We start from the raw sequence: 23783 nt of genomic DNA, 5'->3' as shown, positions 1-23783 counted from the left end.
CAGGACAAACGGAGCGCCGGCGCTCCGTCATGATGCACATATTGCATCACCCTAAAAAAAACGGAGCGCAAGCGCTCCGTTGTAATGCACAAATTGCACAGTAAAGATGCACAATCAGAAACTGTAGGTCAGCCCCACCGACATCAGCCCGGTCCAGGACTTGTCGACCATCGGGCTGTCTTTCACCTCATCGCTGAGGCGGTTATAGCGACCGGTAGCGTAGACGTTCCAGTCAGGCGCAAACTTATAGCTCGCGGTCAGCTCCAGGTACGGGTTCCAGCCATCATCTGCATCATAGCTGTTGAGGCCGCTGCGACGGGACTCTTTATGGGACACGCCATAATAGTAGTCGTTGTAGTTATCACTGTGGTATTCCACACCGATACCCGGGGTGAGCGTCAGCCCGCCGTTGGTGTAACGGTACAACCACGCCAGATCCCAGATATAGCCGTTACTGTTATCGAGCGTGTCACCCGCCAGGGCGGTGCGCAGGAAACCGTATTCGGTGTTATGGACCCAGGAAACCCCCGCCATCATGGTGCTCTTACGTTTATCGAGCTGGCGAAGCTGATAGCTGTCGCTGTCGCCTGGCTTGAAGTGCGTCGGGTCGTAATAGGCCATGATGGAGAGTTTGTCGGTCTGGTCGTTCCACAGATAGTAGCCACCGCCCAGCCCGCGGAACCAGAAATTATCCCCTTCATAGGTGATAACCGGTACCGGATAGATATCACGGTCATACTGTTTATAAGGGCTATTGATTACGCCGACACCAGCACCAACTGACCACTGATTCTCCGCGTATGCTGTACTCACTGAGGTGGCAACGATAATCCCCAGTGCCAGAAGTTTGAGTTTGGTCACAATCCATTCTTTCCTGTAGTCAAATAATCAGCGGGTGAAGTGTAACCGTCATTCCCCCCATTTCTCAAAATTTTTTGTCAACTAATCAATTTGATTAACCCCTTATTTTGTGTGCGACAAATGACGGAACGCTGTCAGTCAGATTACCGTTCAGTGAAGGAAGGAGGTTTATCTAAAAATATTTGGCTGAATTTCTGGATGAGTTATTGATATGTCATTGAAATTAGATTTTGCGTGCAGGCAAGTTTTGCAAATGCCATCTACGCTTAATTTTAAGAAGCTGAATACCGGATCACCCCGCGGTTTTAGCGCCCGACCTGGCACACGGGTTGCTGCTCTTGCAGTGAGGTGCAACGGGTCCCGCTTCCGGGAGCCTCTACTATTCATATGAACGGCTCTCTTCCTGTGCTAAAAAACGAAAGGACGGCATGCCATGAATATATTCGATCACTATCGCCAGCGATATGAAGCTGCCAAGGACGAAGAGTTCACACTGCAGGAATTTCTTGCCATCTGTCGGCAAGATCGCAGTGCCTATGCCAATGCGGCAGAACGACTATTGATGGCTATTGGTGAGCCGAATATGGTTGATACTGCCCAGGAGCCACGGCTTTCCCGTCTGTTTTCGAATCGGGTCGTCGCCCGATATCCTGCGTTTGAAGAATTTTACGGCATGGAAGATGCCATCGAGCAGATTGTTTCCTACCTGAAACACGCTGCTCAGGGTCTGGAAGAGAAGAAACAGATCCTGTATCTACTGGGTCCCGTCGGCGGCGGTAAATCCTCCCTGGCTGAACGGCTGAAAGCGTTGATGCAGCGCGTGCCGATTTACGTGCTGAGCGCCAACGGCGAACGCAGCCCGGTCAACGACCATCCGCTGTGTCTGTTCAACCCGCAGGAAGATGCGCAGATCCTGGATAAAGAGTACGGTATTCCCCGTCGCTATCTCGGCACCATCATGTCGCCGTGGGCGGCGAAACGCCTGCATGAGTTTGGCGGTGACATTACCAAATTCCGCGTGGTGAAAGCCTGGCCGTCGATTCTGGAACAGATCGCGATCGCTAAAACCGAACCGGGTGACGAGAACAACCAGGATATCTCTGCGCTGGTGGGTAAAGTGGATATCCGTAAACTGGAAAACCACGCGCAAAACGATCCTGACGCTTATGGTTATTCCGGTGCGCTGTGCCGCGCCAACCAGGGGATTATGGAGTTCGTCGAGATGTTCAAAGCGCCGATCAAGGTGCTGCATCCGCTGCTGACCGCCACCCAGGAAGGTAACTACAACGGTACCGAAGGGATCTCCGCCCTGCCGTTCAACGGTATTATTCTGGCGCACTCGAACGAATCTGAGTGGGTCACCTTCCGTAACAACAAAAACAACGAGGCCTTCCTTGACCGTGTTTACATCGTCAAAGTGCCTTACTGCCTGCGGATCTCCGAAGAGATCAAGATTTACGAAAAACTGCTGAACCACAGTGAGCTGGTTCATGCCCCATGCGCCCCGGGAACCCTGGAAACGCTGTCGCGCTTCTCGATCCTGTCGCGCCTGAAAGAGCCAGAAAACTCTAGCATCTACTCGAAAATGCGCGTCTATGACGGTGAAAGCCTGAAAGATACCGATCCGAAAGCGAAATCCTATCAGGAGTATCGTGACTACGCCGGTGTCGACGAAGGGATGAACGGTCTTTCCACGCGCTTTGCGTTCAAAATCCTCTCCCGCGTGTTCAACTTTGACCATGCTGAAGTGGCCGCTAACCCGGTACACCTGTTCTATGTCCTGGAGCAGCAGATTGAGCGTGAGCAGTTCCCGCAGGAGCAGGCTGAACGTTACCTGGAGTTCCTCAAAGGCTATCTGATCCCGAAATACGCCGAGTTTATCGGCAAAGAGATCCAGACCGCCTATCTGGAATCTTACTCCGAGTACGGGCAGAACATCTTTGACCGTTACGTCACCTATGCTGACTTCTGGATCCAGGATCAGGAGTATCGCGATCCGGATACCGGCCAGCTGTTTGACCGCGAGTCACTGAATGCGGAACTGGAAAAAATCGAGAAGCCTGCCGGGATCAGTAATCCGAAAGACTTCCGCAATGAGATCGTCAACTTCGTGCTGCGCGCCAGAGCGAACTTCAGCGGACGCAATCCGAACTGGACCAGCTATGAAAAACTGCGCACGGTTATTGAGAAGAAAATGTTCTCCAATACCGAAGAGCTGTTGCCGGTCATCTCCTTTAATGCCAAAACCTCAACCGACGAGCAGAAAAAACACGACGATTTTGTCGATCGCATGATGGAGAAAGGCTATACCCGCAAACAGGTTCGCCTGCTCTGCGAGTGGTACCTGCGCGTGCGTAAATCGTCTTAATAGCCCGAAAAGCCCGGCGGCGCGTTGCTTGCCGGGCCTACTACAATGTTCCGTAGGCCGGATAAGCCTCAGCGCCATCCGGCACTTACGGGCACTGAAAGTTGGCAAATGCAGTACGGGGGGCATATGACCTGGTTTATTGACCGGCGTCTTAACGGCAAAAACAAGAGCACGGTGAATCGCCAGCGCTTCTTGCGTCGTTATAAAGCGCAAATCAAACAGTCGATCTCCGAGGCCATTAACAAGCGTTCGGTCACCGACGTAGACAGTGGGGAGTCCGTTTCCATTCCGACGGACGACATTAGCGAACCGATGTTCCATCAGGGACGCGGCGGTTTGCGCCATCGCGTTCATCCAGGTAACGATCACTTCATCCAGAACGACCGTATCGAACGCCCGCAAGGCGGGGGCGGCGGCGGTGGCGGGAGTGGTCAGGGCCAGGCCAGCCCGGACGGGGAAGGTCAGGACGAGTTTGTGTTTCAGATCTCCAAGGATGAGTATCTGGATCTGCTGTTTGAGGATTTGGCCCTGCCGAATCTGAAGAAAAATCAGCATCGTCAGTTGAATGAATATAAAACGCACCGGGCCGGTTTTACCGCCAACGGCGTGCCGGCTAATATCAGCGTGGTGCGTTCATTGCAGAACTCACTGGCGCGCCGCACGGCGATGACGGCGGGGAAAAAGCGTGAACTTCGCGAGCTGGAAGCCAGCCTGGAGACCGTGGCAAACAGCGAGCCCGCGCAGCTGCTGGAAGAGGAGCGTCTGCGCAAAGAGATCGCCGAACTGCGCGCCAAAATTGAGCGCGTGCCCTTTATCGACACTTTTGACCTGCGTTACAAGAACTACGAAAAACGAGCGGAACCCTCAAGCCAGGCGGTGATGTTCTGCCTGATGGACGTTTCCGGCTCGATGGATCAGGCCACCAAAGATATGGCCAAGCGCTTTTATATTCTGCTCTATCTGTTCCTGAGCCGAACCTATAAGAACGTGGATGTGGTCTATATTCGCCATCACACCCAGGCGAAAGAGGTGGATGAGCATGAGTTCTTCTACTCGCAGGAGACGGGCGGCACCATTGTTTCCAGCGCCCTGAAGCTGATGGATGAGGTGGTGAAGGAGCGTTATGACCCGGCGCAGTGGAACATCTATGCGGCGCAGGCCTCGGATGGCGATAACTGGGCGGATGATTCGCCGCTGTGCCATGAAATTCTGGCGAAAAAACTGCTTCCGGTCGTGCGTTACTACAGCTATATCGAGATCACCCGCCGTGCCCACCAGACGCTGTGGCGTGAATATGAACATCTGCAATCCATGTTTGATAACTTCGCGATGCAGCACATTCGCGATCAGGACGACATCTATCCGGTCTTCCGGGAGCTGTTCCACAAGCAATCAGCTACCAGCAACAGTTAACTCCACCGCCGGTCACTGACCGGCGGTGTTACGATTGCCTCAGAATGTCACATTCATTTTCGCCCAGACGGTGCGGCCAGGCTCATTCACCGGCGTATCGGATGAATAACCAAAGCTGCTGTTCCCCGCCAGGTTAAGATGATCGCTGTAGCTCTTGTCCAGCAGGTTATCGACTCCGCTGCTCAGCTTCAGGAACTTATTCACTTTATATGCCGCGTTAGCAGAGAGGATCGCGAACCCGGCGCTCTGATCGAAATCTTTTCCGACCACGTTACCTTCGTTCATCGCCACCCGGTGTGCGGGCTGACCATGCGCAGCAGGCCGGTTGAACTCCAGTCGCCCTGCTCCCACGTCAGGCCAAGACGCGCCTCCAGCGGCGGCATTTGCGGCAGCGGCTGATGATCGTCGGTGTTCTGACCCCAGGAGTAGTTAAGGGTGGCGTCGGTTTTCCACTGGTCGCTCAGCTGATACGAGGCCCCCATCTCGCCGCCCATGATGGTAGCGTCCACGTTGTCGGCCTGGCTGACGTGGCTGTCGTTCGGATCGTAGCTAAACAGGATGAAGTCGTTGATGCGCCCGACGTAGGCGGAGATCCATCCGGTGGTGTGCTCGCCTTTGTACTGGGCGCCAATGTCGAGCTGGGTGGTTTTCTCCGGCTTGAGATTATCAAACACGTCCGGGGTACCATCAGGTCCGTAGGTCGGGGAGAACAGTTCCCAGTAGTCCGGGAATCGTTCGGTATAGCCCAGCCCGGCGTAAACCATGGCCGGCATCGTGCCCAGGTTATGCTCCACGCGCAGAAAGCCCGCCGGGAGGGTATCTTCCCGGCTGTCGCTGCCGACGCCGGTATAGTTATCCACCTCGACCTTATCCAGACGCGCGCCGCCGATAACTTTGCTCAGATCGGTGGCATTCCACGTCAGCTCGCCAAAGGCGCCGTAATCGTGGAAACGAGCATCTTCCTGCCAGCCCTGGTTCTCGTCATCTTCATTGCTGCGGTGGGTGTTGGTCTGCATGTCCACCCCGCTTTGCAGCTGGAAATCAGACCACAGCCAGGTGCCCATCATTCTGCCGCCGACGGTACGACGATCGACCTGTTTCTCCATCGGCATCGACATGTCCATCGAGCCCATGGACATACCACCCCCCGTGGTGCCCGCAGAGCGCATGGAGTAGTTATCCATGATGTGGTTGGCGTAGTTGTAGTAGATGCTCATGTCCAGCGAGTCGAAGATTTCGCCGATATGCTCTTTCTTAAAGCGCAGGCCCAGGCTTTCGCGTTTGAACTGGGAGCCATCCATCCCGCGCCCGGCGTAGCTGGCGTCCCCGTTGCCCTGCCCGGCGGTCAGCTCAAGCAGCGTGTCGGCGTCTGGCGTCCAGCCGATGGCGAGATCGGTGTTCCACTTGTCCCACTTCGAGGCCACGCGATCGCCATTGCCATCTTTGTAATCGCCGGATTTCGATTTATTGCCGTTCAGGCGGACATAGCCCTGGTCATTACCAAAGCTGACGTCGGCGTTCTCATCGAAGCGATCGTTGGAGGCGGCGAGGAAACTGGCATCGCCCTTGACGCCCGCGCTGTCAAAGCGCGGCGGTTCGCGGTCGAAGCGCACCGTCCCGGCGGAGTTGCCTGGCCCCCAGAGCACGGTTTCCGGCCCTTTGGTCACGGTCAGCAGATCGTAGCTTTCCGGCGAGATGTACGAGCTCGGGGCATCCATTCGGGACGGACACGCCCCGAGCATCTCACTGTCGTTGGTCAGCAGGCGCAGACGGGAGCCGAACATGCCGCGAAACACCGGGTCGCCGTTGCTGCCGCCGTTACGGATCTGGCTGAAGCCGGGAATGGTTTTCAGGTAATCGGAACCATCGCTGGCCGGGACCGGCTGACGCGGCGTTTTTGGCGAGGTCACGATCTCCAGCGGCGAGAGAACCGGGGCGGTCACGGTGATCACGTCGCCATCATTAAGCTGTGGCGCGGCGTTTTGCTCGGCGCCAGAGGCAGTGCAGGAGAGCGCGACCAGCAACGACCACGCCAGCGGATGGGGTGAAAATCTTACTTTATTCATTACGGTACCTGGCTAAAAGTGTCGGTGTGTACCGCTACAAAGAACGCATCCCTTTGTTCAGAGAATTACCGTAACGAGCAGGCACATGAGTCAGGCCGAAATTCTGCCGGGGTGTGCCATGTGGAACAACGTTTACTGAAGAGAATAAGAAGTGCAGAAAGGGGTTGAAAAATCATACAGCCAGTGAATAGCACCATGGCAGTACCGCACCCGATTACCGTTTTTTTGCGAGATAAGCCTTTTTACCCGCCGGTAACCGCGTAAAGTAAGCAGGCTAACTTTTTTGCAAGGATAACAATATGATTGACCCGACCCTGCTCATACTTCTGGGGCTCGCTGCGCTGGGCTTTGTCAGCCATAACACCACCGTCGCCATTTCCATTCTGGTGCTGATCATCGTGCGGGTTACGCCGCTTAACACCTTTTTCCCGTGGATTGAAAAGCAAGGCCTGACCGTCGGGATTATCATCCTCACCATCGGCGTGATGGCGCCGATCGCCAGCGGCACCCTGCCCGCCTCGACGCTGATCCACGCCTTTATGAACTGGAAATCATTGATTGCCATCGCCGTGGGGGTGTTTGTGTCGTGGCTGGGCGGGCGCGGCGTCACGCTGATGAGTTCCCAGCCGACGCTGGTAGCCGGACTGCTGGTGGGCACGGTACTGGGAGTGGCGCTGTTCCGTGGCGTGCCGGTCGGCCCGCTGATTGCCGCCGGGCTGGTGTCGCTGTTTATCGGGAAGTCGTAGCCAGACTGGCGATATACCGCGCCGGAGTCTGACCCAGTCCTTTTTTGAACATGGTGATAAACGCAGTGGTGGAGTCATAGCCCAGATCCTGGGCCACCTGCTGCACCGACTGGCCGCGGATCAATCCCTGCAGGGCCACAATCAGCTGGAGCTGATGCCGCCAGCGGCGAAAGCTGAGCCCGGTTTCACTCACCACCAGCCGGGCAAGGTTGCGCTCACTCATCGCGAAATGGCGCGCCCACTGATGCAACGTCTGCCATTGCGCCGGGGAGGCAGCCATGGTCTCACTCATCAGGCGGATTTTAGGGTGCGGAGAGACCGGGAGCTGAAGTTGCTCTTCGGGCTGGCGGGGCAGTTCATCAAACAGCACCTCCACCAGCCGCCGGGTGGCGGGCTCCTGCTTTTCAGGGCTGCGCGCCGCCAGGGTCAGGATCAACTCCCGCACCAGCGGCGAAATTTTTAGCGTGCAGCAGCGGTCCGGGAGCGTGACGGCGCCAGGCTCGATAAACAAAAAGCAGAGCCGGGCGCTGGGGGTGGCTCTGTTGCTGTGCGGCAGCTGGCCGGGGATCCAGACCGCAAACTGCGGCGGCACCATCCACATGGCGTTCTCCACCTCACAGGTGATCGCCCCATGCAGGGCCAGGATTAGCTGCCCTTTGCGGTGCTGATGTCGGGGAATACGCTGCTCGTCCGCCACCACGCGCACGTGAAACGCCACCGCGGCGTCATGCTGGCTGTCGGGATCGTACCCTTCAAGGCCCAGACCGATCATAATTTTGTCCGATATTAGCGATAATCTGTCATTTTAGCTTGATTTCAACCGTGCTGAAAATGCGTATCCTGTAGCCTCATTTCGACGTAAGAGATAAAAATGACCACAGCCCTTCCGACTACCGGCAAGCAGCGGGCGCTGCTGATTGCTGGGATCCTGCTGATTGCCACCTCGCTGCGGGTGACCTTTACCGGCGCTGCGCCGCTGCTGGACGCTATCCGCGCCGATTATGGCCTGACTACCGCCCAGACCGGACTGCTCACTACGCTCCCCCTGCTGGCCTTTGCGCTGATCTCGCCCCTGGCGGCTGGTCTCGCCCGCCGCATCGGCATGGAGCGCAGCCTGTTTATCGCCCTGCTGCTGATCGTCGCCGGGATCGCCCTGCGCTCCCTGCCCTCCGCAATGCTGCTGTTTGGCGGCACGGCGGTGATTGGCTGCGGTATTGCGCTCGGCAACGTGCTGCTGCCGGGGCTGATTAAACGTGATTTCCCCGGCCAGGTGGCGAAACTGACCGGGGCGTACTCCCTGACGATGGGGGCCGCGGCGGCGCTCGGTTCAGCACTGGTAGTGCCCGTCGCCCTGAGCGGTGCAGGCTGGCACGGTGCGCTGTTGATGCTGATGGTGTTTCCCCTGCTGGCGCTGCTCCTGTGGCTGCCGCAGTGGCGCCAGCGCCCTGTGGGGTCGCTGAGCGGTGCGCGGGCGCTGCATAGCCGGGGCATCTGGCGCTCAACGCTGGCCTGGCAGGTGACGCTGTTCCTCGGGATCAACTCGCTTATCTACTATGTAATTATTGGCTGGCTGCCGGCGATCCTGCAGAGCCACGGCTACAGCGAAACCGAAGCCGGGTCCCTGCACGGGCTGTTACAGCTGGCAACCGCCGCGCCGGGGATTGTGGTGCCGCTGATCCTGCTTCGGCTGAAGGATCAACGTGGCGTGGCCGGACTGTCGGCAATGATGTGTGCGGTGAGTGCCGCGGGGTTGTGGTTTATGCCGGATCTGGCGGTGATGTGGACGCTAATTTTTGGCTTCGGTTCCGGGGCCACCATGATCCTCGGCCTGACCTTTATTGGTCTGCGCGCCAGCTCGGCGCATCAGGCCGCGGCCCTTTCAGGGATGGCGCAATCGGTCGGCTATCTGTTGGCTGCCTGTGGCCCCCCGCTGATGGGGAAAATCCACGATGCCAACGGCGACTGGCGGATCCCGCTGCTGGCCTGTGCGCTGGTTTCAGTGGTGATGGCCCTCTGCGGGATGCTGGCCGGGCGTGACCGGGAGATCACGTCCGGCTAAGTCAGCCTTCAGTAATTCTGTGCTGCGCGAAGCAGAGCGTGCACCAGCGGGGCCGGTCGGCCTGCCAGCGCGGCGCGCTCATGCTGGAACAGCGTGGCGATAAAGAACGGGTGCGTCACCAGCTCTACGGCACGGATCTCACCCTGCGCGTCCCAGCCGGTGACGCGCATATCGCCCTTCTCCAGCTCCTGCGCGAACTCAGGCGAAACGCCGTAATTGCAGTGATAACCCTCTTCGATCTCTTCCTGGCCATAGGCTTTGGCAATCAGGGTATTGGCGCGCAGTTCAATGGTGTCGCTTTGCTCAACAAGCGAGCAGGTCAGCGGGGCAATCACCATCCGGCCTTCGGTATCCGTCTCGGCGTGGGCCGCATCCTGCCAGCCCAGGACGTTACGGGCATATTCTATTAACGCATGCTGGAAGCCGCCGCAGGTGCCAAGAAAAGGGACGCTGTTTTCACGGGCGTAGCGTGCGGCAATAAACGCGGCGTCAACATTTTTGTACGGGCTGGCCGGCACCAGCCAGATAGCGTCGTAGCCGACCAGATCTTCCGGGCTGGTTAATTCGGTGGTCGCCAGCCAGTCGTAGTCGGCCGTGATGTCCAGCACCGCTGCGGCATCGTCAATGGCCAACGGGATCGCCTGGTGAGCCAGAACGTCAGGATTGTAGTCGCCAACCAGTGCAATTCGGAGGGTATTTTTTACCGCGGAGAGTTCCATAGAGTGATCCTTATGCCAGACAAATATCAGATAACATAAGGAACCTCAGACTACCGATCTTTCGTTGATATCACAACACCTTAAAATACGTGGGCAGAATGTGATAGCGTTGAAGCGCTATAGCGTGGCAGGGAGAAGGAGCAAAAAAATGATTCAGTGCAAACGTCTGTATGATGAGGCCAGTAAAGAGGATGGCTACCGGATCCTGGTGGACCGGCTCTGGCCGCGGGGGATGAAAAAGGAGGCGCTACTGTACGATGAGTGGTGTAAAACGCTGACCCCATCCAATGATCTGCGCAAGGCGTTTCACAACGAGACGATCGACTTTGCCAGTTTCAGCCAGGCCTATCGTCAGGAGCTGGCGCGGCATCATGAGGAGGGGCTGCGGATTGCCCGCCTGGCGGACAAGCAGACCGTGACGCTGCTGTATGGGGCGAAAGACCGGCAGCAGAATCACGCTCTGGTGTTAGCCGACTGGCTGCGTCAGCTTTAAATCAATCCAGCATCAGGGCGTCGAGGGTTTCCGGCGCCTGTTCAGGGGTGATCGGCATCAGATGTTCCGGGCGCACAAACGCAAACCCCATCTGATTATCAAACGAAAACACGTCGCCGGTCACCAGCCACAGGGCACGTTCTGCACCCGGCGGCAGTTCTGTCACGATCCCGTTGACGGGGTTCAGAAAACGCTGCCCCGGCTGGCAGAGGCTGAATAACTCAACGGATTTTCCGATATTGCGACGCCCTGCTGGCGTGCGGGCACCGATAATCATCGCCAGGTTGCCCGGGTTTAACTGAAACATATTTCCTCGAATTTGGCTGCTGAATACTTAGGAATAATCTTAGTGCAAAGTGTATCTCAGCCAACAGGCCCTGTCACCAGGGTGAAGGGGTGATCTGTTCTCCATGATTTCTTCATCATGGTGACAAGTTTCCTTGCTAGAGTGGCGCTGTTCTCACTTGACCAGAGAACATCATTCCGTAATCAAGATCTATTTTCCCCGGCGCGTGCCGGGGATTTTTTTATCCGCCCGAATTTACTGTTCCACGCCAGAATATATGAAATGTCGTCAATTCATGTTCTACTACCCGCAGTCGAATCTTTCAGCAAAACAGACAGGTACAGAGGTCTTCTGTAGGGGAGTTGAGCAGCGTCATGTCGGATATTATTCTTGCCCGTGTTTCAGAAACGCTTAGCACTGAGCAATCACTTGAGAGCCTGGTGCGTCAGCTGCTCGAAATGCTTGAAGTGGTCACCGACATGGAGTCGACCTATCTCACCAAAATCGATATTAATGCCCGCCTGCAGCATATTCTGTACGCCCGAAACAGCAAACAGATGCAGATCCCGGAAGGGCTGAGCGTTCCCTGGGGCGAGACCCTGTGCAAGCGGGCAATCGATTCTGACTGCTTCTTCAGCAATAACGTGGCCGAACACTGGGGTGACTGTGATGCGGCAAAATCGCTGGGCATCACCACCTACATGAGCATACCGATTCATCTGACGGATGGTTCCCTGTACGGCACCCTGTGCGCCGCCAGCTCCAGCAAACATCCCCTGAGCGAACGCGGCGAGCACGTCCTGAAACTCTTCGCCGGGCTTATCGCCCAGAACATCGAGAAAGAGTCGCTGGTCAGGCAGCTGCGCGAAGCCAATGCCGCCCTGATCGCTTACTCCTATACCGATGCACTGACCGGTCTGCCAAACCGCCGCGCCATCTTTGAAAATCTCACCACCCTCTTCTCGCTGGCGCGCCATCTGAACCGTAACGCCATTATCGCCTACATCGATCTGGATGATTTTAAGTTGATTAACGATCGCTTTGGTCATGAGGCGGGCGACCAGTTTCTGGTTGAGGTGGGCAAGCGCCTGAACGACGGGCGCGGCGACGATGAGATCGTGGGCCGGCTCGGTGGGGACGAATTCCTCGTCGCCTGCCTCTGTCAGGATCGCGAGAGCGGCGAGCAGGCCTCATTAAGCCTGGTGAAAACGCAGCTGAGCGCGCAGATTGCCGGTGAATACTGGCTGGGGGATGTGCACCTTGTCTATCCGGGTGCCAGCCTCGGGGTGATTGAGGTGGATCCTGCTGAACTTGATGCCGACAGCGCGCTGCGGGCAGCCGATGCTGCCATGTACAGCGATAAGAAAGGCAAACTTAAAACGCCCTTTCTCAATATCGACTAACCCCGTAAACTCGACGGGTTTTGCATTTACAGACAGGTGGTAGCATGCGGCTTGGTATTCTTTTTCCGATCGTGATTTTTATCACGGCGGTCATCTTTTTAACGTGGTTTTTTGTCGGCGGTTACGCTGCGCCCGGGGGATAAGTGAGAAAAACGACCATTATTATGCTGATTGTCGCCATCGCGGCCGTTGCCGGTAGCCAACTGGGCTGGTGGTAAGAGATGCAAAAAGACCGCCGATAATGGCGGTCTTTTTGTCTGAAGCGTCGGTTTAGCTTCTCACTTTACGGTAGATAAACAGCACTACCAGTGCGCCAACCACCGCTACCATGAAGCTACCGAAGTTGAAGCCATCGACTCTGCCGAAACCGAAAAGGGTACTGATCCAGCCCCCAACGACGGCACCGATGATCCCTAGTATGACCGTAACGATGAATCCACCGCCATCTTTGCCCGGCATGATCCACTTAGCCAGAATACCCGCGATAAGCCCAAAGATAATCCAGGATATGATTCCCATAGCTGCTTTCCTCTCTGTATGGTTTTTGTCGTCAAATCAAATACACACAAAGCTTAGCACAGGATTCAGAATTGCAAGTTTGTGATTACCATCACGTGAGAAATTTAAGAAAAAAGCGATAAACCGACGTTCCGCACAAACATTGGGGTTGCAATCGTTAATGAGAAATATTATCTTTCTCAATACTGAATAGTTGAGCAAATCACTCAGGTATTCAGTACGACATTGCTCACATTGCTTCCAGTATTTCTTGCCCACGTTACGTGGGCTTTTTTTTGCTCTGCCCGGGTGATTTGATCGTTCCGCTATTTGCTATTACGCTTATCAGCACAATTCATTCATAGCCAGAATGGTGTTGATAACATGAACGTAACCAGTCGATTCGTGATCTGTATTAACCTTGTTTGTGCCAGTTCGTTGTTGTTGATTCTTTCTGACAAATTTAACTGGTTTTAATGTGAGCAGGCCCGGCACCCCGCCGGGTTCTTCGCCTTAATCATCCCCTTCGATCAAGAATCCCGCGCGACGTATCGCCTCCTTGCAGTCTGTGACGCCTGCGGCGTATCCGGCTTCGATATCGCACACCGGGCTGGCGCTGGTATAAGGGAGCTTCACTTCTGTGGCGAGCTGTTGTTTCAGCCTGGCGTTCTCCTGGCGAAGGGAGAGCAGTTCGGCGGCAAGATCTGCAAGAGTGGCAGGCGTTGGTGCGGAGATGTCGCCTGTAGTGAGACGATGAAGCCATGTGTCGTCAATCATGGTCCCTCCTCCTGGATATTAGCGTCACTAAACGCAGAATGGGTTCCAGAGACGGAACCCACCGCGGCGTAGGGCAGATCTTGTACGGAAGTGAAGAAGAATAGAGTGGGTAGCCTAGTGGCGTTCCGGTTCACACCAGGCATTCATTAACTGCCGCAAAACGTAGATAAGCCCCGACACAATCAGAAGCGCGGATAAGGCTGCCAGCAACGCAATTGTCATAAGAAACTCCATGTTCTCAGGTTTGTTTCTTGAAAATCTTAGAACGTATTTTTCATTTGTCATCTTTTATTGATTTAAGAATGACGCAACCGCGCTGGAGAACCGTTCTGGCTGATCGAGCATGACAAAATGAAAACTGTCATCGATACGCGTGAAATGGATTTCGGATGCAGCGGCATAGGCTTGACGGTACATCATATCCACGCTGGCTGAAGGTATCCCGTATAAAGGGTCATACGCATACACGATCTCAATAGGCGCCCGAATGCGGCCAAGCTCGGGACGCAAATCAGTTACCATCAGTTCATACACTGCATCCGCAACGGTTTTGCGATCAGAATTGATCCCCGCCGCCACCAGAGCAGGTCTCACCGCCTCGGTCCTGGCTAAACGGGCAATGGAGGTATTCTGAAACGCTACGAATTGCTCCGCCGACTGGGACAGTAGCCAGTCCCGCATGGCGGTTGCATGCGGGACCGCCGTTTCGCTGGTCGCCGCAGGGTTAATCGTCAACGTATAGAACGGCAAAGCATCGACGATCATCAAGCGACCGACCAGGTCGGGATAACGGGCCCCCAGCATCAAGGCGATCTCTCCCCCAAGAGAGTGGCCAATGATCACAGGGGCTTTGATGTGCTGGGTGTTGATATATTCCGCGATGGCATCAACTGCCGGAGCGATGACCTTCCCCTCCGGGTTGGAAATAGCAGGTGTACCCGCAAATCCCGCAAGTTCGACAAGATGAATGCGGTGGCTCGTACGTAAACCTGAGGCTAAATCGGCCCAAACGTCGCGAGACGACGCCAGCCCCGGAATCAATATGACATCCGCTCCTGTGCCTTGCGTCTGTACAGAGATGCGCTGCGAGTTTGGTTGTTCTGAAGCCCTGGTCGGAGACTGAGCAGCCGACGCGGGGACTAAGATTGACATCAGTAAAAGAGTTCCTCCGATCATTGCACGGATATTTGCGGTACGCATTAGATGACCCTGTTTAAAATATTTACGAACCCATCATCCCTGAAGCTATCTTGATGTTGATAACCGTTTGAGGGCTATGAATAAAAAAAACGGGAGCCCATCGGCTCCCGTTTTCATATAACCCGAGATTCAGATTACATGTTCGCGATGATCGCGTCACCAAACTCTGAACATTTCAGCAGCTTAGCGCCTTCCATCAGACGTTCGAAATCGTAAGTTACGGTTTTGGCGTTAATCGCGCCTTCCATACCTTTAACGATCAGGTCTGCGGCTTCGAACCATTCCATATGACGCAGCAGTAGTTCCACGCAATCGTTGTAAGCCATTAATTTCCATACGAATGATAACACAAAAACAGATTTCATGGGTTGCTTGACCTGCTTTATAACCCTTTGTTTTTGCGATAAATGCTTAGAGTTTTGATAACCACTTTTAAAGGCTAAGAGTGCCTTACTCGCTCATAACTATTTGTCTGTTAAGTGCCAGAAGCGGATGTTGCTAAAACTATTGGGAGCTGGTCAGTACTGCTGTCCTGTTGCCAAGAAACAAAACCACAGAGCACGGCATGCTGGATTCTCGCTTTCTAAATAAATGCTATAAAAGGGTTGTAGATAACAGGTGCCACGATCATTACAGGAGCGCTTTTACCTAGATGATGAGAGTAGAAAGGCTGTCACGCTGTGCTCTGGGCAATCTTCCCGCAGTAGATCAATGGATTCCTGTTATTACAGAAACTGGCAGGGCAGAAGCGTATAACCTCATGTATTAAGAGGTTGCAACTCATAACACCTGAGCAATAAATGCAGCACAGCGCGGTAAGCATCAAAAATAATCCTTGACTAGAATTTTTTCTAGTGACTTAAAATATATTTTTAATTATGATGGGCAAAATAAACTTTCCGTTATAATAAAGGAATACAAATGAGAATTAGGATCGTTAAAGAATATAAGTCAATACCCGCTGGTTTAGAATTTGATATTCCAGATTTTTGCATATTAACCGGAAGAAATGGCAGTGGCAAAAGCCATTTACTTGAAGCCATTGCCAATCGACAGATTTCAGAGGTGATATCTGATGGACAAAATCTGACTAATATTTTGCATGTTGGATATAATGCTCTTAATCCGCAGATTAACGACCGCTGTGAATCACATCAACTTGTTCAGGCTGCGCGTTCATGGTGGAGCCAAATAGACCAGATAATTCAGCATTACAAACAGCACTTTTTAGGTCAACGTATTTTTAATGATATTTTTAGTGAGTATATTACTCCACACTTCGGCCAAAATTCGCCACGTGATTCTGTTTTACAGATGGTTTTAAAGAAAACAAATAAGAATCTGGAAGATATTATTGAAAGTGATATATTCGATAATATGAGTTTTTCAGAGGGTAATGACGGATCTTTGTTTTTTACTCAATGCGCAATGATTTTCAAAGGTTATCATATGCGCTGGGAGAGAAATAAGTTTAACAAATTTCTCAATACAGAAGAAAAAACAGATAAATATCCTGTTTTAGATGATGAAAGCTTCATTAAAAAATTTGGTCCTGCACCATGGACCCTAATTAATGAGATTTTGGAAAAAGCAAGACTACCCTACGAATTTCCTAGTCCAGGGATTTCAAGCCCTGAACTCGCATATACTTTAAAACTTGTAGACAGAACGACTGGGAATGATATATCAGTAAACGACTTATCGTCTGGTGAAAAAGTACTAATGTCCCTTGCGCTGGCTATTTATAATATCGGGGAAGGTGGCGTGCGTCCTGAGTTACTGCTTCTGGATGAACCTGACGCACCATTACATCCGCAGTATTCGCACTTGATGATTGAAACGCTAATTGAGACAATCGTTGAGCGCGCCGGTGTTAAAGTTATTCTGACAACCCATTCACCTACAACAGTCGCAATCGCCCCAGATAACAGTGTGTATGAAATTAGTCGGGATTCAAAAATTCCGGCGATGATAAGCCCTGGAAAAGCTGTAACAATTTTAACTTATGGAATCGATTTTCTTCGGGTATCTTATGAAAAAAGACGTCAGGTTTTTGTTGAAAGTAAATATGATGTGATATATTTCGAAAAATTATTTGACACTCTAAACCGTAGGCGTAAATTTAACTATCAACCTATTTTTATGGAGCCACATAGCGGTACATCAAATTGTACGGATGTTATCAATATAGTGGAAAAGCTTCGAGATTCTGGCAATGATTTAGTTTGGGGGATAATAGACTTTGATGAGGGTAATGTTGCCAGAGATACTATTTTGGTTCTGGGCGAAGGTAGACGCTATGCCATTGAAAACTACCTTTTAGATCCGTTATACATAGTTTTGGCGTTAATCAGATACGGTAAGGCAACCTATCTGGATTTTGGGGTGTCGACTCAGGTATCTTACCCAGATGCAGCATACTTAACCGAATCAGAATGTCAGATACTGATTGACAATTTCCTAACTGCACTGGAAATTACCCTGAATAATCTTGTTCCGGTCACGCTGGAAAACGGTTATCAACTCAATTATCCACAGGCATTTTTGCTCCATCAAGGGCATAATTATGAAACTCTTATCCAGAGTAAATTTACTGAGCTTCGTGCTATCTCACGGGGGCAGGGAGATTCAGCTCTGAAACTTGGGTTGGCTGAAGTTATTGCAGAATTCCCTCAGTTTTTACCTGTCGAAATAGGAAATTTATTTGAATCGATGGATGAGAGGCGTTCAGTGTATTAGTGCTAACAAGAATTTTAGTTTTTAGAGTGCAACTCGAAACGCCCGCTCTGATAGAGGGCGTTTTATTATTTACATAAGTGTTTAATATACGACTTTTTTAGTTATAATCTTCCTTCGGTCGGTGAATTATTAGGCGATTACAAAATGTTAGTCTTCAACTCCTTTGCTCCCATATGATTCAGAAACTGATATATTCTATCTGGGTCGGGGAGGTCTGATGGTTTGATATGCCTTAAAATGGAATTTTCTCTATGACTGATAACTATGTCCGCTCCTCGCTCATAGCGGACATTAAACTCCTTAGGGAGGATCATCTGATCCCCCTTACTACGCACCGCTTCTTACACCGGGCAATTATCACCATCACCATCGACACTGTTGATAAAGTACGTCACCCTGCCCATAACTTCGACCTCTTCCGCCGCTGTCCCCTCGATCGCCTCGCCGTCATCAGTGATTAACGCCTTACCTCTGAAAATTGCGAACTGCGTCCTTCCAGCGCTGAGGATCAGCAGCACCTGCCCCTGTACCAGTCGGCTAACCGGTTCGACAACAGCAAAACCTGACGAAGTTTCCAGGATGCGGCTTTCGTTCGTAGTGCAGATACTCGCCGGGGATAAACGCTGCTCGACATAATCGGTTGCCGGAGATACGAAGCCCATCAATGAACCATCCCCATGTTGCGCAGGATCCAGTAGTGATTGTCGGTTCCGTCAGTTGTCTTATCCGTGAAGTCTGGCTGGTAGCGCTGTATCCACTCGTTGGCTTCGGCCCGGCTGAAATGCCAATGGACCTTTGCCAACTCGCGGATAAAGTCTTCAGTGCGCAAGCACCGGTAGCCCTTGGGGTTAAGCTGTATTGCGGCCACAAATGCGGCGTGAATGTCGGAACGGCGGGGCATGATGCGCACTCCTTTATACTGTTTTTATATACAGTAATTTTAATGTGAGTGCAGATCAAGATAGGCTTGCCTATTGATAATTACTGCTGAACATCCGGCTGTTCGTCAGAATGGGCTGCAGCCTCCGCTTCTGCTCTTAGTCTTTCCTGTTCCGCTATTGCTTCAGCCTCCAGCTTGTCTTGCTCGGCTTTCGCGCGCGCCGCCTCCTCTTCTTCCAGCCTTTTGGCCTCATCACGTTCGGCCTGAATACGCGCCGCCTCTTCCAGCTTTTTGTTATAGATACTGTCAGCAGGCATCTCAACACGCACAGAAACGAACTGATCGGCAGGAATATCAATCGGGTCTCCCTCGATAAAACCTTCGCGTTCGTTGCGGGCGAAGGTCGGGGCTCCCGGGTGAGTGCGATGGTAGGTTTTCACCAGTACAGAACCGTCAGCATTCACTTCATAGTCAAGCCATACCAGCGGCTGTCTGTTGCGGTCTTTCGGGATGTCAAAGCCGCCATCTATACCACCCCACTCAGCATCGGCGTTCAGGCCCATGCAGCCGCTCACCAGATACTCACCAATACCCAGGCGCGCTACGACACACCCCTCTGATTCGTCATTGGTCTGTGCGGTGCCATCATGGAAGATCTGCACTATAGGCGATGCGCCTTTCAGCGTGCCGTCTGCCGCTTTGGTCGTGTTCGTGGTGGTGTAAACTTCGCACAGTTTCCCGTTCGTGCCAGCATCAGAAGAAAGTATACGCAAGTACATTCTCGGCGCGGTTGCAACAATGGTGGGAATGACAACCTGATAAACTGTGTTTGCATCAAAGGGGACGAGCAATACCGATGCGTTATCATCAATGCCGCCAAGCTTCATTTTAGATAGGTAAGTACCGAATCCCAGGCGCTGCTCCTGGTTTATGGCCTGGAGAACTGTAGTTCCCAGACCAAACGCGCCAACCTCCATTACATTACCAGACGTCGTCCCGACATCACGCTGCGCAGCTGATTTCAGTCCGGCGATGTCCGCAGCGGCCAGGCTGATTGTATCTGTTCTGTTTGCCATGTTGTGCTCCTTATGCCCACACCCGGTACGGGCTGTCAGGGAATACTGTGAAGGCGTCTAACGATGCCAGGACCAGCGAGTCGTCGGTGACGCGCAAATATAAATCTCTCATCAGCGGAGTCCTTTAATTTGATTGGGAGTCAACAGGCGATGCCATATACGGAAGTTACGGATGTGATAAATAACGTAGGAGTTACTTTGAATCCTTAGTGACGTTGCCGCTCCTGTCGCCACGGTTGGCCCCTGCGTTTTAGCATTACTGTTTCCGTTAAAATAAGCAGTAATGGTGTCTGTTACATCCTGTGATAAAGCGAAAATCTTTTGGCTAAATGCATAAGCAACCGAATTTCCGGCACCACTGGATCCACGGTACGAATACATCATCGAAGCGGTTAAGCGAGTGATGATATCGTTCCTTGCTCCAGGGCATGTGACAATATCTGCATAACCTACTGTCGGTTGTACGTATCTGTTAACTGAAAGTTCAAATGCAACCACCCGGTTGATTAAGTCCCCGGAAAGCCTGTAACCAACGTTACCGGATGCCTGAAGGTCAAGGGTATCAACGGTTCTCGTAGTGGCTGCTGAACCGGTTGGAATATAGCTGGTTGCGATTGGATTCTTTTCACATTGAATTGTCTGATAGTAAACGACAGACCCTACAGCCAGGTTTCCGGATGTACTGCTAAACCAGAAGCTTCCTGATACGTTACCAGCAGCTGTTGCAGTAAAAGTGACACTGATATAACTGTACCCATCCCCGCCGGGTGTAGTCGTATAAGTAACCCCTCCAGATGAAGTCAGAGCCGCCCCGGTTATACCGTCGAAGTAAGCTTCAGCCACTTGAGTACCGTCGAGGGTGAATCTAAGACGAAGCCTACCTAAGGAAGACTTAGCCGTGGCGGATAAAGTCACTGCATCACCAATTGCAACAGAGATATTTGAACTTGCGTGTAGCTGGGCAGAACCTGTTGCCGTGTTGATTGTCCCCTGGCATGTCACGGCTTGCGTTGAACCATCCGTGATGGTTAATTTATCAATTGTCCCGTTGTTACTCCATTTAGTCGGATCGTTGCTGTTTAAAATATAATTAACAGAAGCCCCCTCCATCAATAAACCCTCTCGCTCAAAGCGTGGTTCATTAATAGCGGCGGTCTGGAGAACACCAGATTTATCAATATACGTCGCCGTCGTCGACCGGGTAAAAGCTGCTGACTTTGTTGGTAGCTCCAGCACCTTCCCTGAAATAGTCAGCGTGTCATATGGTGCAAAACCTGCATCAAGTTTCAGGCTGTCATTTAGAGGCAGCCACACATCAGGGTATGGTGCCTCTTCATAAGGGACGGAAGTCAGCAGCTGCGCGGCGGCTAATGATGCTGCTGCGTTATTTTCGCTGGTTTTGGCGTTGGTTTCTGAGGTCTTTGCGTTCGTCTCAGACGTTTTGGCGTTGGTTTCAGAGGTCTTGGAGTTGGTCTCTGAGGTTTTGGCATTTGTCGCAGACGTTGCCGCAGCAGTTTTGGACGAGTTCGCGTTCGTCTCAGAGGTTTTAGCGTTTGTCGCAGACGTCGCAGCTGCCGCGGCGCTGGTCCCTGCCGCGTTCGCAGCGGTGATCAGCTTAGACCAGCTTGGCCCCGTTTTTTTCGAACCGTCTGCGAGGGTTACGGTAACATCGCCAGTACCCGCCAGGATCAGGTCCTGGTTGGCGATATCAGTTTGCGCCTGGCGAAAACCTTCTGTAACGGCTTTCGCCAAATCGTCATCAATAGTGGCCATTCGTGATGTCCTTAAAATGAAAAACCCAGCCGGAGCTGGGTTGGATGGTCTGAGGTTATGGGGTTCAGGAGAAGGAGCCGGTTCCGCGGGTCACAGTGATAGTTGGTGCATAAATTGCCACTGTTGCATTACTGGAAGAAACGACAATGCTGGCATCAATACGCTGCCCACCCATCCCGGTCACCGCGTGCCGCGCGGTGAACCATAGCCCACCTACAGGCACGTCATAAGTAAACGTGCGGACGTTACCCGCGATAGTTACCTGAATGGTGGACGCAACCGCACCTGTAAGTCCTCGCACATATACCAATGACTCTACGACGGCGTTTTTATTCAACACGCTATTGCTGGAGTCGGTATACGACATAGCAACACTGGTTGAAACAGCATTATTCGACCGGTTGCTGGAGTCGGGGAACACCCCTGTGTTAGCTACGTCTCCAATGAAAGATGTCGCTTCAACCGTGCCCCTGAAGCTCCCGCTGGTCGCCTCAACTCTGCCTTTAAAACTCCCGTCAGTGGCATAGATCGTCCCGCGAACGGTCACGCCGTTGAACGTGGCATACCCGGATTTATTGATATGCCAGCCGACATTGCCGGTCCCGTCCCAGTTGCTGGACTGGATGTAATTGCCGATCTTGCCGTTGTCGATAGAACCGTCCTGGATGAACACCGAACGCATGAACATCTGGCCGCCAGTCGAAGCAAACACCAGCTCCTGACCGTTCGTCGTCGGGTTATAAACCGCGAACGTATCGGCAGAAATCAGGAAGTTTGAGGCCCCCGCACCGTCAATGCCCAGTTGGATACCCGCGATGCGTTTAACGCCGTTCGCCTCCACCTGGACTTTAACGCCCCACTGCGCGCTCAGCTTACCGTTGATATCAGCAACAGCCTGGCTGGTTGTCTGAACTGCGGAGTTAGTATCACCAATAGCTGCCGTGACCTGCTGAATGCTGGTCGCCGTGGCGCTCTCCAGATCCGTAACGGCTTTATCAATGCGCGTAATGGCTGCAGCATTGGTCTGGCCGTTTTGCTCTACCGTGGCCTTAAGCGTAGTGACCTGCTCCGCCACGGCACTTGTGGCATCCGCAGAGGTCTTCCGGACATCGGTGATCTCGGCCATCGTTTTCGTTTCGCCAACGGCAAACGTCACGCGCTGATCCGAGAATGCGGTGAAGTTGGCAAGCGCATTGGTGACGTTGCCGACAATACCGGCATCCCGGCTGGCCGTGTTACCGTCCACCTCAACCTTGAGGCTGTCGATACGGCGTCCCAGCGCGCTGTCACCATCCGTACGGGCTGTGGTTTCCGTGCTGATGTCCGCTGTGTTCTGGTCGGTCGTGGCCTTAACCGCAGCCAGGGCGGTGGTCTGCGCCTTGTTATTGTCAGCAACGGCTTTAGTGACCGTCGTGATATCGGCGGTGTTTTTGCCGACAGTCACCTGCAGGCCCGAAAGCGTGGTGGCCTGGGCTTCCTGCTCAGTCGTCAGCGTTGCGAGTTCCTGAGTAACGGCTGCATGGTTATCGTTTACGGTCGATTCCAGCTTCTTCCGCTCCGTCACCTCCGCTTCCTGCGCCGTGATGCGGGCCTGTCGTTCGGTGTACAGCAGACCCGATGCCAGTTTTGACGGATCGTCACCGGTATAGCCGCCCCGGATCTGCGTCGCCAGCGTCTCGCGCGCCGTGGCTTCCGCCTGATCGCCAGTAACACGGGCTGTCGTTTCCTGCTGCAGCGCCGCCATCCCGGCCCCCGGTGTTGGCCGCCCGACCGCTACCCAGTCAATCAGGTAGTAGTTCGTCGCGTCCTGTTTGGTGGACAGGTCCAGTCTGAACTGATTCATCGTGGCTTCGGTCAGCCAGGGGATGTTGTCGAACTCCACCGTAGCAATACCGTTGGCGTCATAGGCAGGCTCGGCGACGGTGATCATGTTGGTGTCGTTGAAACCACCAGTGCCACGCCACCGCAGCTGCCCCGTCCAGCCCGGCGCACCGACTTTCCTGATGCGGAGTTTAACGAAGCGATAGGACGAGGAGTTGATAGCCAGTGATCCCGGTGATGCCACCCACGGATCGGTGGCGTGGTTCGCCGGGCGGATCCACCCGTCAACGATTATGGGAGTCCCGTTCCCGGTCCAGCCTTCTACCGTCGAATCGAAGTACCATATTTTCGCCGGGTCGAACTGGGAGCCGGTGCCTGCCGAAATCTGCGCAATCTGCTGCGCCAGCGAGTCAGAGGTGGTCTGAATTGTCTGGTTGACGTTGCTGATATCCGCGACGCGCTCGTTCTTCTCGGTCAGCAGCGCCTGCCCCCGCGCCGTTGCCTCGTCGGTGATGGCTTTCTTACGGTCCGTGACCTCCTTCGCCAGGCCCGCTTTAGTCGCCGCCGACTCTGTCGTTACTGCGGTGATGTCGTCGCGCGCAGAC

At 53.3% G+C, this 23783-nt stretch carries 19 protein-coding genes and 4 pseudogenes; 9 read left to right on the top strand and 14 right to left on the bottom strand.

Annotation, left to right across the window (positions count from 1 at the left end; translation table 11 throughout):
• Positions 1–114: 114 nt before the first annotated feature.
• A complete protein-coding gene (locus tag SOM40_RS09060) occupies positions 115–861 on the bottom strand; it encodes a MipA/OmpV family protein (protein WP_320457024.1) in 747 nt (248 codons plus the stop codon).
• Between the two features lie 433 nt (positions 862–1294).
• On the opposite strand from SOM40_RS09060, the gene yeaG reads away from it, so the two are divergent.
• Together yeaG and SOM40_RS09050 are read left to right on the top strand one after the other, a co-directional pair.
• Entirely contained in the window at positions 1295–3229 is a 1935-nt protein-coding gene (gene yeaG / locus SOM40_RS09055; RefSeq protein WP_106993584.1) for a protein kinase YeaG, read from the top strand.
• Positions 3230–3355: 126 nt separating this feature from the next.
• Positions 3356–4642: a YeaH/YhbH family protein gene (locus tag SOM40_RS09050; RefSeq protein WP_106993877.1), complete on the top strand. Its 1287-nt coding sequence runs from the start codon at positions 3356–3358 to the stop codon at positions 4640–4642.
• A 39-nt stretch (positions 4643–4681) separates the two neighbouring features.
• On the opposite strand, the pseudogene SOM40_RS09045 reads toward SOM40_RS09050, so the two are convergent.
• Positions 4682–6708 (bottom strand): annotated as a pseudogene (locus SOM40_RS09045) (TonB-dependent copper receptor).
• 299 nt (positions 6709–7007) lie between these two features.
• On the opposite strand from SOM40_RS09045, the gene SOM40_RS09040 reads away from it, so the two are divergent.
• Entirely contained in the window at positions 7008–7454 is a 447-nt protein-coding gene (locus SOM40_RS09040) for a DUF441 domain-containing protein (RefSeq protein ID WP_106993582.1), read from the top strand.
• Here the strand turns inward: SOM40_RS09040 and SOM40_RS09035 are convergent.
• Positions 7438–8226 (bottom strand): AraC family transcriptional regulator, encoded by a 789-nt coding sequence (locus tag SOM40_RS09035; protein ID WP_320457027.1) that lies wholly within the window; start codon positions 8224–8226, stop codon positions 7438–7440. The genes SOM40_RS09040 and SOM40_RS09035 overlap by 17 nt on opposite strands.
• Before the next feature lie 99 nt (positions 8227–8325).
• Here SOM40_RS09035 and SOM40_RS09030 point away from each other — a divergent pair, with 99 nt between their 5' ends.
• Positions 8326–9513: a CynX/NimT family MFS transporter gene (locus tag SOM40_RS09030; RefSeq protein ID WP_320457028.1), complete on the top strand. Its 1188-nt coding sequence runs from the start codon at positions 8326–8328 to the stop codon at positions 9511–9513.
• Between the two features lie 8 nt (positions 9514–9521).
• On the opposite strand, the gene SOM40_RS09025 is transcribed toward SOM40_RS09030, so the two are convergent.
• A complete protein-coding gene (locus SOM40_RS09025; protein ID WP_106993579.1) occupies positions 9522–10232 on the bottom strand; it encodes a CTP synthase C-terminal region-related (seleno)protein in 711 nt (236 codons plus the stop codon).
• A gap of 148 nt (positions 10233–10380) precedes the next feature.
• Between SOM40_RS09025 and SOM40_RS09020 the strand changes: the two genes are divergently transcribed.
• Positions 10381–10725 (top strand): DUF488 domain-containing protein, encoded by a 345-nt coding sequence (locus SOM40_RS09020; RefSeq protein WP_312078345.1) that lies wholly within the window; start codon positions 10381–10383, stop codon positions 10723–10725.
• A 1-nt stretch (position 10726) separates the two neighbouring features.
• Here the strand turns inward: SOM40_RS09020 and SOM40_RS09015 are convergent, their stop codons facing one another.
• Positions 10727–11032 (bottom strand): hypothetical protein, encoded by a 306-nt coding sequence (locus tag SOM40_RS09015; RefSeq protein WP_106993577.1) that lies wholly within the window; start codon positions 11030–11032, stop codon positions 10727–10729.
• 353 nt (positions 11033–11385) lie between these two features.
• On the opposite strand from SOM40_RS09015, the gene SOM40_RS09010 reads away from it, so the two are divergent.
• Both SOM40_RS09010 and SOM40_RS09005 read left to right on the top strand, forming a co-directional pair.
• Positions 11386–12414 (top strand): sensor domain-containing diguanylate cyclase, encoded by a 1029-nt coding sequence (locus tag SOM40_RS09010; protein WP_261642880.1) that lies wholly within the window; start codon positions 11386–11388, stop codon positions 12412–12414.
• A 44-nt stretch (positions 12415–12458) separates the two neighbouring features.
• On the top strand, positions 12459–12557 hold the full coding sequence (locus SOM40_RS09005) for a YoaK family small membrane protein (protein ID WP_032617670.1): 99 nt from the start codon (positions 12459–12461) through the stop codon (positions 12555–12557).
• A 127-nt stretch (positions 12558–12684) separates the two neighbouring features.
• On the opposite strand, the gene SOM40_RS09000 is transcribed toward SOM40_RS09005, so the two are convergent.
• Positions 12685–12933, bottom strand: a complete 249-nt coding sequence (locus SOM40_RS09000) for a GlsB/YeaQ/YmgE family stress response membrane protein (protein ID WP_106993575.1) — start codon at positions 12931–12933, stop codon at positions 12685–12687.
• A 363-nt stretch (positions 12934–13296) separates the two neighbouring features.
• Here SOM40_RS09000 and yncL point away from each other — a divergent pair, with 363 nt between their 5' ends.
• On the top strand, positions 13297–13389 hold the full coding sequence (gene yncL / locus SOM40_RS08995) for a stress response membrane protein YncL (protein ID WP_501050673.1): 93 nt from the start codon (positions 13297–13299) through the stop codon (positions 13387–13389).
• A 36-nt stretch (positions 13390–13425) separates the two neighbouring features.
• Here yncL and SOM40_RS08990 read toward each other — a convergent pair whose 3' ends face one another.
• The 3 genes and pseudogenes from SOM40_RS08990 to SOM40_RS08980 all read right to left on the bottom strand — a co-directional run.
• A complete protein-coding gene (locus SOM40_RS08990) occupies positions 13426–13689 on the bottom strand; it encodes a hypothetical protein (protein ID WP_106993573.1) in 264 nt (87 codons plus the stop codon).
• Positions 13690–13977: 288 nt separating this feature from the next.
• Positions 13978–14889 (bottom strand): alpha/beta fold hydrolase, encoded by a 912-nt coding sequence (locus tag SOM40_RS08985; RefSeq protein WP_320457029.1) that lies wholly within the window; start codon positions 14887–14889, stop codon positions 13978–13980.
• 134 nt (positions 14890–15023) lie between these two features.
• A pseudogene (locus SOM40_RS08980) lies at positions 15024–15194 on the bottom strand (isocitrate/isopropylmalate family dehydrogenase); the annotation flags it as partial.
• Between the two features lie 616 nt (positions 15195–15810).
• Between SOM40_RS08980 and SOM40_RS08975 the strand changes: the two are divergent.
• A complete protein-coding gene (locus SOM40_RS08975) occupies positions 15811–17628 on the top strand; it encodes an AAA family ATPase (protein ID WP_320457030.1) in 1818 nt (605 codons plus the stop codon).
• A 341-nt stretch (positions 17629–17969) separates the two neighbouring features.
• Here SOM40_RS08975 and SOM40_RS08970 read toward each other — a convergent pair whose 3' ends face one another.
• The 5 genes and pseudogenes from SOM40_RS08970 to SOM40_RS08950 form a co-directional block, all read right to left on the bottom strand.
• The gene (locus SOM40_RS08970) at positions 17970–18290 is read right to left on the bottom strand and encodes a hypothetical protein (protein WP_320457031.1); all 321 of its coding nucleotides are present in this window, start codon (positions 18288–18290) and stop codon (positions 17970–17972) included.
• Positions 18290–18529 (bottom strand): hypothetical protein, encoded by a 240-nt coding sequence (locus SOM40_RS08965; RefSeq protein ID WP_320457032.1) that lies wholly within the window; start codon positions 18527–18529, stop codon positions 18290–18292. The genes SOM40_RS08970 and SOM40_RS08965 overlap by 1 nt, the downstream gene beginning before the upstream one ends.
• 254 nt (positions 18530–18783) lie before the next feature.
• Positions 18784–19236, bottom strand: a pseudogene (locus SOM40_RS08960) (phage tail fiber protein); the annotation flags it as partial.
• A 459-nt stretch (positions 19237–19695) separates the two neighbouring features.
• Entirely contained in the window at positions 19696–21357 is a 1662-nt protein-coding gene (locus SOM40_RS08955; RefSeq protein ID WP_320457033.1) for a phage head spike fiber domain-containing protein, read from the bottom strand.
• A gap of 64 nt (positions 21358–21421) precedes the next feature.
• Positions 21422–22213, bottom strand: a pseudogene (locus tag SOM40_RS08950) (phage tail tip fiber protein); the annotation flags it as partial.
• Between the last annotated feature and the right edge of the window lie 1570 nt (positions 22214–23783).

Origin of the sequence: Leclercia sp. CFBP8987, from assembly GCF_034044995.2 — a bacterium.
Lineage (GTDB): Bacteria > Pseudomonadota > Gammaproteobacteria > Enterobacterales > Enterobacteriaceae > Enterobacter > Enterobacter tamurae.
This window is presented reverse-complemented; position numbering and strand designations above follow the sequence as displayed.

What these genes read in the sequence shown, in the direction of transcription:
- yeaG (WP_106993584.1), top strand. Translation starts at nt 1,295, where the DNA reads ATGAATATATTCGATCACTATCGCCAGCGATATGAAGCTGCCAAGGAC.
- SOM40_RS09050 (WP_106993877.1), top strand. Translation starts at nt 3,356, where the DNA reads ATGACCTGGTTTATTGACCGGCGTCTTAACGGCAAAAACAAGAGCACG.
- SOM40_RS09040 (WP_106993582.1), top strand. Translation starts at nt 7,008, where the DNA reads ATGATTGACCCGACCCTGCTCATACTTCTGGGGCTCGCTGCGCTGGGC.
- SOM40_RS09035 (WP_320457027.1), bottom strand. Translation starts at nt 8,226, where the DNA reads ATGATCGGTCTGGGCCTTGAAGGGTACGATCCCGACAGCCAGCATGAC.
- SOM40_RS09030 (WP_320457028.1), top strand. Translation starts at nt 8,326, where the DNA reads ATGACCACAGCCCTTCCGACTACCGGCAAGCAGCGGGCGCTGCTGATT.
- SOM40_RS09025 (WP_106993579.1), bottom strand. Translation starts at nt 10,232, where the DNA reads ATGGAACTCTCCGCGGTAAAAAATACCCTCCGAATTGCACTGGTTGGC.
- SOM40_RS09020 (WP_312078345.1), top strand. Translation starts at nt 10,381, where the DNA reads ATGATTCAGTGCAAACGTCTGTATGATGAGGCCAGTAAAGAGGATGGC.
- SOM40_RS09015 (WP_106993577.1), bottom strand. Translation starts at nt 11,032, where the DNA reads ATGTTTCAGTTAAACCCGGGCAACCTGGCGATGATTATCGGTGCCCGC.
- SOM40_RS09010 (WP_261642880.1), top strand. Translation starts at nt 11,386, where the DNA reads ATGTCGGATATTATTCTTGCCCGTGTTTCAGAAACGCTTAGCACTGAG.
- SOM40_RS09005 (WP_032617670.1), top strand. Translation starts at nt 12,459, where the DNA reads ATGCGGCTTGGTATTCTTTTTCCGATCGTGATTTTTATCACGGCGGTC.
- SOM40_RS09000 (WP_106993575.1), bottom strand. Translation starts at nt 12,933, where the DNA reads ATGGGAATCATATCCTGGATTATCTTTGGGCTTATCGCGGGTATTCTG.
- yncL (WP_501050673.1), top strand. Translation starts at nt 13,297, where the DNA reads ATGAACGTAACCAGTCGATTCGTGATCTGTATTAACCTTGTTTGTGCC.
- SOM40_RS08990 (WP_106993573.1), bottom strand. Translation starts at nt 13,689, where the DNA reads ATGATTGACGACACATGGCTTCATCGTCTCACTACAGGCGACATCTCC.
- SOM40_RS08985 (WP_320457029.1), bottom strand. Translation starts at nt 14,889, where the DNA reads ATGCGTACCGCAAATATCCGTGCAATGATCGGAGGAACTCTTTTACTG.
- SOM40_RS08975 (WP_320457030.1), top strand. Translation starts at nt 15,811, where the DNA reads ATGAGAATTAGGATCGTTAAAGAATATAAGTCAATACCCGCTGGTTTA.
- SOM40_RS08970 (WP_320457031.1), bottom strand. Translation starts at nt 18,290, where the DNA reads ATGGGCTTCGTATCTCCGGCAACCGATTATGTCGAGCAGCGTTTATCC.
- SOM40_RS08965 (WP_320457032.1), bottom strand. Translation starts at nt 18,529, where the DNA reads ATGCCCCGCCGTTCCGACATTCACGCCGCATTTGTGGCCGCAATACAG.
- SOM40_RS08955 (WP_320457033.1), bottom strand. Translation starts at nt 21,357, where the DNA reads ATGGCCACTATTGATGACGATTTGGCGAAAGCCGTTACAGAAGGTTTT.